We start from the raw sequence: 7,388 nt of genomic DNA on the forward strand, positions 1-7,388 counted from the left end.
GGCCGCCGGATGACGCTCGCGCTTGCAAGCAGCGCCGCGCCTTTCTGGTCTATGCTATGGCCGACAATCATCAGGATGCATTGGGCCGGCCCCTGATCCGAACCGCCTGTATGACCGCGCTTCCCGACCGTCGCCACCGATCCCGGTGGCGTTCAACGCCGTGTGCGGATGCATCACCGCGTTCGCCCGAAAGCGCCGCGAACACATCCACCCACACGTATGACGCGAACGTCGGCAGCGTGATCGCCCTTCCTGCCACACGCAAGGTCAAGAAACCCGACCGCGCCCCGAAATCACACCGCACACGGACCGCCGGTGAATATTGCGGGTTAAGTAAACCACTCAGAGCCGGGGGTCGGATGCTGTCCGTCCCCCGTGCCACAGGGGCTGATCACCATGAAATCCTTTTTGGGTAAACGCGCTGTTGCCAGCGCCATATCGCTTGTCGGGCTGGTGATCCTGGTCTTTTTTCTCAGCCGTCTGACCGGCGATCCCACCGATTTGTTCCTGCCGGAACACGCCAGCCAAGAAGCGCGCGACAAGTTCCGCGCCATTCATGGTCTGGACCGACCGCTGATCATCCAGTTCTTTTCCTATGTGGGCGACTTGCTGCGCTTTGACTTTGGCGAGTCCGTGCGGCGGTCTGAACCTGCAATCGACTCTGTGTTGCGCGGGTTTGCATGGACCTTGCAGCTGGGCGCCGTGACCATGTCGCTGGTGACGGTGGCGGCCATCGTGGTGGGGTCGCTTGCGGCCTTTCATGTCGGCGGCTTCTTTGACCGGGTCGCGACGTTCTTTTCCCTGATCGGGGCCAGCGCACCGGATTTCTGGATCGCAATTGTCGCCATCGTGCTGTTTTCGGTCAATCTGGGCTGGTTGCCCACGTCCGGGACTGGCACATTCTGGCACTGGGTCATGCCGGTATCGGTGCTGTTCATCCGGCCCTTCGGGTTGATCCTGCAGGTGGTGCGCGGGTCAATGATTGCGGCGCTCAATTCGGCCTATGTCAAAACCGCCCGCGCCAAGGGTGTCAAAAACCGCCCGATCATCTTTGTCCATGCGTTGCGCAATGCGCTGTTGCCGGTGATCACCGTGCTTGGCGACCAGACCGCGGCCATCCTGAATGGCGCGGTGGTTGTCGAGACGATCTTTGGCTTTCCGGGGATCGGCAAGCTGATGATCGATTCCATCCTTCAACGTGACTTCAACGTGATCCTTGCCGCGATCATGGTGACGGCCTTCGCGATCTTTCTCATGAACGTGTTGATCGACATCCTGTACACCGTGCTTGATCCGCGCATCCGGTACTGACCCATGACATCGACAGACAGCAAGACCACTCCCGACGCCCCGCCCGCCTATATTTCGGTCCTGCGGATGCTGTGGCGGGACAAGTTTGCCTTTACCGCCGCCATTTTCCTGCTGGTCGTGATTTTCGGCGCGATTTTCGGACCGATGTTGTTGGAAGACGTCGCCACCAAACAAAACCTGCGTGGGCGAAATGCCCCGATCTTTGATTTTTCACGACCATGGGTCTATTGGCTGGGGGCTGATGCTCTGGGCCGACCACTGTTGGCGCGTATCATCGTCGCGTCGCAGAACACCATCATGGTGGCCGCCGGTGCCGTGTTCTGTTCGCTCACGATTGGCACCTGCCTGGGCCTGATTGCAGGCTATACGTCGCGTCTGCCAAGCCAGATCATCATGCGTTTGGCAGATATCATCATGTCTTTCCCGTCGCTGCTGCTGGCGGTTCTGGTGCTGTACATGCTGCCGCCTTCGGTCTTCAATCTGGTGATCGTGCTGGCGATCACCCGGCTGCCCGTCTACCTGCGCACCGCCCGTGCCGAAGTGCTGGAGGTCCGCGAGCGGATGTTCGTGCAGGCCGCCATCGTCATGGGGGCCAGCGGGTCGCGCATCGTGTTCCGTCATATCCTGCCGGTCATCCTGCCGACGGTCCTGACCATTGCCACGCTGGATTTCGCGCTGGTCGTTCTGGTCGAAAGCTCGCTGTCGTTTCTCGGGATCGGTATCCAACCACCCGAAATCACCTGGGGCCTTATGGTGTCACAGGGCCGTCCCTATCTGACCAGCGCATGGTGGCTGAGTTTTTGGCCCGGGTTGGCGATTGTTCTGACCACGCTCAGCCTGAACCTGCTGTCGAACTGGATGCGCACCGCACTGGACCCGGTGCAGCGGTGGCGGCTGGAAATGCGGAGAAAAAAGAATGGCTGATCATCTGCTAGAGGTGCGCGGCCTGTCGGTCGATTTTCATACCGCACAGGGCACCGTTCACGCCGTGCGCGACGTGCATTGGTATCTTGATCGTGGCGAATGCCTTGCCATCCTGGGTGAGAGCGGGTCGGGGAAATCGGTCTCTGCCTCGGCGATCATGAACCTGATTGACTGCCCACCGGGGGAAATCGTCTCTGGTGAGATCCTGTTCGATGGGCGCGACCTGCTGAAAATGAGCAATGAGGACCGCCGCCAGTTGAACGGCAAACGTATTGCGATGATCTTTCAGGATCCGCTGAGCCATCTGAACCCGGTCTATACGGTGGGCTGGCAGATCGAAGAAATCATGACCGCCCACGGCACGCCGCGCGATCAGGCCCGCGCGCGCTGTCTGGAACTGCTTGAACGGGTTGGTATCCCGGAATTTGCCAGCAAGGTCGACGCCTATCCCCATCAGTTTTCCGGCGGCCAGCGGCAAAGGCTGATGATTGCCATGGCGTTGGCGCTGAAACCCGACATTCTGGTTGCGGATGAACCGACAACCGCGCTGGATGTGACGGTTCAGGCCCAGATCCTTGCGCTGTTGGAGGAGTTGCAGCAGGAAACCGGCATGGGTCTGTTGCTGATCACACATGATCTGGGGGTTGTGGCAGAGGTGGCTGACCGTGTTGTCGTTATGAACTCCGGCCAGATTGTCGAAACCGGCAGCGCGTCTGACGTCTATGCCAACCCAAGGCACCCCTATACGAAAAAGCTGATCGGCGCTGTGCCCGGCTCTGGTGAGATCACCGAGCCGCTGGATACCGGCATCACGCCGATCCTTGAAATCAACGGCCTGACCAAGCATTTCGGCGCGTTCGCTGCGCTGGAAAACGCCAGCCTGACAGTCCTGCCCGGGGAAACCGTGGCGGTTGTCGGCGAAAGCGGGTCGGGCAAGTCGACCCTTGCCAAGACGCTGTTGCGACTGGAGGACGCGACCTCGGGTGAGGCGCTGTGGCAGGGTCGCGATCTGGTGACCATGCCGCCAAAAGAGCTGTTCGCTCTGCGCCGCGACATCCAGATGGTGTTTCAGGATCCCACGCAATCGCTGAACCCGCGGATGACGGTCTATGACATCGTGTCCGAAGGCTTTGCCATTCACCCCGAAATCCTGCCGAAGGCGCAATGGAAGGACCGCGTGCGCGACCTGCTGGATCAGGTCGGCCTTGAGGCGGGGCATATGCACCGCTACCCGCACCAGTTTTCAGGCGGTCAGCGCCAGCGTATCGCCATCGCCCGCGCGCTGGCGCTGGAGCCAAAGCTGATCGTCTGCGACGAGGCGGTCTCAGCCTTGGACGTGTCCATTCAGGCGCAGGTGATCGACCTGCTGACAGATTTGCAGGACAGGCTAGGCCTCAGCTATCTGTTTATCGCCCATGACCTGCCTTTGGTGCGCGATTTTGCGCATAGGGTGGTTGTCATGCAGGGCGGGCGGATTGTTGAGCAAGGGCCGGTGGCGCAGATCTTTGACGCGCCGCGCATGGAATACACCCGGAACCTGATGGCCGCGTCGTTGCACCCCGATCCGGCTGTTCAGGCGGAACGCCGCCGCGCGCGGCTGGCAATGCAAGAGGCATCGTGATGAGCAGACCCGACGTGATGATTTTCGCCCCCCCGCGCCCCAAGGCCATGGTCCAGCTGGAGGCGGCCTATACGCTTCACCGGCTGGATCTGGCTGACGACCGCGCGGCGTTCTTGCAGGTACATGGGCCGCGCTGCACCGGGATCGTGACCAACGGGCATTCCGCCCTGACCCGCGCCGATCTGGAGCATCTGCCCAACCTTGAGATTGTCACCTGTTCCTCTGCCGGTTTTGAAAGCATCGACGACGCGGCCCTGCGCGACCGCGGGATTGCCCTGACCAACAGTTCGGACGCGCTGTGTGACGATGTGGCAGATATCGCGCTGCTGCTGACGCTGGCCTGTCGCCGCCAGTTGGTGCCGGCACATGCCTATGTCAAAACGGGTGACTGGGGGCGCGAAGGCATGTTTCCCTTGCTGTCGTCGATCAAGGGCAAGAAGGCCGGTATCCTTGGCCTGGGCACCATCGGGCAGGCCATCGCCGTTCGGCTGGAGCCGCTGAAGGTCGAACTGGGCTACACAGCGCGCAGCGTCAAACCCGTGACCTACCGGTATTTCAAGGATGCAACCGCGCTGGCGGCATGGTCCGACATTCTGATCGTTGTCGTTCCCGGCGGTCCAGAGACTGAAGGCATGGTCAACGCCGCCGTGCTGAACGCGCTTGGCCCCACCGGCACGCTGATCAATGTTGCCAGAGGCAGCGTCGTCGACGAGACAGCCCTGATTGCCGCCTTGTCGGACGGTCGGCTAGGTGGTGCGGGACTGGATGTTTACCTGAACGAACCCAATCCCGACCCGGGCCTGACAGGCTTGTCCAATGTGACCCTGTATCCGCACCACGCCAGCGGCACGGTCGAGACGCGCGATGCCATGGCGCAAACGGTGGTCGACAATCTGGCCGCCCATTACGCCGGAACGGCCCTAGTGACCCCTGTCTTTGGACGGTCGGGCCGCGCCTCATGACGCCCTTGGTGTCCTATTTCCGCTGGCCGGTGGGGCTGACGCTTGCCGGGTTGGTTCTGGCCGGGTGGCTGGGCTGGCGCACAACAGGCACGGCAAGCGGGGCGCTGTCCTTTTTCATGATCGGCGCAATTCTGGCGGTTCTGGAAATATCGCTCAGTTTTGACAATGCGATTGTGAATGCCAACAAGCTCAAGGACATGACGCCGGTCTGGCAACGGCGTTTCCTGACCTGGGGCATCCTGATCGCGGTCTTCGGGATGCGCATCGTCTTTCCGCTGGCGGTGGTCGCCATCGCCGGTCGGATGGGGCCGATAGAGGCCGTTTTTCTGGCGGCGCGTGAGCCGCAGGAATATGCCCACATCATGGACGAGGCGCATCTGTCGATCTCGGCCTTTGGCGGCACCTTTCTGATGATGGTCGCGCTGAACTATTTCATAGATCAGGACAAGGACGTGGATTGGTTGCGCGCCGTCGAGAGCCGCCTGCGCGATTGGGCGGCGATCCGGGGTCTGGAAGTGGCCCTGGTCCTGGCCATTGCGCTGGGCTTTTCGCTGGCCTTGCCGGGCCACAAGGGCGCAGAGTTCCTGTTTGCCTCAGTCTGCGGGTTGCTGACCTTTCTTGCGGTTGAACTGGTTGGCCATATCCTCGACTCCGCAGAGGATGCCCGCACCGCCGCCGCCTCTGGGGGGCTGGGCGCGTTTTTGTATCTCGAAGTGCTCGACGCCAGTTTTTCCTTTGACGGAGTCATCGGTGCCTTTGCCCTGACACAGAACCTGTTCCTGATCGCCATCGGGCTTGGCATCGGCGCGTTTTACGTCCGCGCCATGACCCTGATGCTGGTCGAACGCAAGACGCTTGCCCAGTTCCGCTACCTTGAACACGGAGCGTTCTATTCCGTGCTGGTGTTGTCGCTGGTAATGTTCACCCAGGCGCTTGTGCATATCCCCGAGGTCATCACCGGCCTTGTCGGGGCCTGCCTGATCGGCTTGTCGTTGATGGCGTCGATCCGGTATGAACGCGCGGCAAGAGGGGGCTGAACATGGTGCAACCGATGACTCGCCGCGCTCTCTGGATGCACAAGATTGCCGAACAGATCGAGCACAGCATCCTCGCGCGCATCACCGACGGGACACTGGCCCCCGGGGCCTCACCGGGCAAGCGCGAGGCGTTGGCGGCGGACTTCGTCACATCCGGCTCCGTTGTCGATCTTGCCTTTGAAAGCCTTCTGGCCGCCGGACACCTTGAACAGGGGCCGGGCGGGACATTGGTGGTAGCACACGGTCCGCAACCGTCGCGCCAGTTCGAGATCCCCACAGCCGACAGGCTGGAAGACGTGCAGGCCATTCTGGAGATGCGTCTGGGGCTGGAAACAGTTGCCGCCTCCCTTGCCGCCGAACGCCATTCAGAGGCGCAACTGGGACAGATCCGCAAGGCCATGACTGACTATGAAACAGCGGCGACAGAGGGGCAGGGGGCGGCGCAGGCCGATTTCCGGTTCCACCACGCCATCGCGACGGCCAGCGGTAACTCCTACTTGTCCGATCTTCTTGACCATCTGGGGCCGTTGCTGATCCCGCGTATGCGCGTGGCTTTGCCGGGGTCTGCGTCTGAAACCGGAGATGCCAACCTGCAGAGGTCGGTCGAGGAGCATCGCGGCATCGTCGACGCAATCGCCGCGCGCGATGCGGAGGGGGCCGGCGGGGCCATGCGTCTTCATCTGAACAGATCACTTGGCCTGATCCGGCAGTTGCAGCAGTAGTACCTGTATCCGGGCCGCCTCTGTCAGAGGCGCAGTGTCGGTGACACAACTGTGCCGTTGGCAGGTCAGTTACAGGGTCTTGCTGTGCTGATGGACGATATGTGACGATGCCGCGCACCAGTGACTGAAGTGGTCCGGTAAATTCAGACAGCGTGATGCGATGTATCCAGCAATGATGGCGGGATACAAAACTTCTCCAGAGAGGTTGTTTTCGGACAAAGGCATGGCTGATTGATGCTTGAGACCCCGCGTGGAGCCAAGACGGCGCTAGTAGCTGCGGCCAGAACCACAAACAAGCGCTGCGATGAGAGGCACGCCTGCGAAAACCTTCCAGACCCGGTGTAGGAGACTTTCGGTTTGGACCCGGAGCCAGGCGTGGCTCCGGATACTGTTGATGTCCCCAACCGCTCTTGCGGCCGTTTCGGGCTACAGCGCAGGTTGGTTGTCGCCGGGTTGGCCGTGAGATAGGCGCGAAAGTTGGTGACGCCCTGAGGGGCGGCATATCATGGCGGTGTTCAGACGCCGCGATTCTCTGCTGAGAAAAGGATATGCCCCATGTCAGAGACTACCATTACTCAACTGCCCGATCCATCGGGATTTAGCGCCGATCCGTTCACGGATGTCATCCGCGATGGCGCGCGCAAGCTGATTGAACAGGCGATCCACGCCGAGCTGGCCACACTCATGGCGGCCTTTTCCGGAGAAAGACTTGAGGATGGGCGGGCACGCCTGGTCCGTCATGGTCACTTGCCTGAGCGCGAGGTAATGACCGGCATTGGTCCGGTGCCCGTGAAGGTGCCGCGGGTTCGGG

General features: G+C 61.3%; 6 protein-coding genes and 1 pseudogene. All 7 read left to right on the forward strand.

What is annotated here, in order from left to right:
* The first annotated feature begins 396 nt into the window (after positions 1–396).
* Positions 397–1,311: an ABC transporter permease gene (locus CHB90_RS25010; protein ID WP_089280429.1), complete on the forward strand. Its 915-nt coding sequence runs from the start codon at positions 397–399 to the stop codon at positions 1,309–1,311.
* Positions 1,312–1,314: 3 nt separating this feature from the next.
* Positions 1,315–2,235: an ABC transporter permease gene (locus tag CHB90_RS25015; RefSeq protein WP_089280430.1), complete on the forward strand. Its 921-nt coding sequence runs from the start codon at positions 1,315–1,317 to the stop codon at positions 2,233–2,235.
* Positions 2,228–3,856 carry an ABC transporter ATP-binding protein gene (locus tag CHB90_RS25020; protein ID WP_089280431.1) on the forward strand — a complete coding sequence of 543 codons (1,629 nt, stop codon included), beginning with the start codon at positions 2,228–2,230 and terminating at the stop codon, positions 3,854–3,856. The genes CHB90_RS25015 and CHB90_RS25020 overlap by 8 nt, the downstream gene beginning before the upstream one ends.
* Positions 3,856–4,818, forward strand: a complete 963-nt coding sequence (locus CHB90_RS25025) for a 2-hydroxyacid dehydrogenase (protein WP_089280432.1) — start codon at positions 3,856–3,858, stop codon at positions 4,816–4,818. Before CHB90_RS25020 ends, CHB90_RS25025 begins: the two co-directional genes overlap by 1 nt.
* Entirely contained in the window at positions 4,815–5,855 is a 1,041-nt protein-coding gene (locus tag CHB90_RS25030) for a DUF475 domain-containing protein (RefSeq protein WP_089280433.1), read from the forward strand. Before CHB90_RS25025 ends, CHB90_RS25030 begins: the two co-directional genes overlap by 4 nt.
* Before the next feature lie 2 nt (positions 5,856–5,857).
* Entirely contained in the window at positions 5,858–6,577 is a 720-nt protein-coding gene (locus CHB90_RS25035; protein ID WP_089280434.1) for a FadR/GntR family transcriptional regulator, read from the forward strand.
* A 555-nt stretch (positions 6,578–7,132) separates the two neighbouring features.
* Positions 7,133–7,388, forward strand: a pseudogene (locus tag CHB90_RS25040) (IS256 family transposase); the annotation flags it as partial.

The organism is Antarctobacter heliothermus, assembly GCF_900188425.1.
GTDB classification, from domain to species: domain Bacteria; phylum Pseudomonadota; class Alphaproteobacteria; order Rhodobacterales; family Rhodobacteraceae; genus Antarctobacter; species Antarctobacter heliothermus.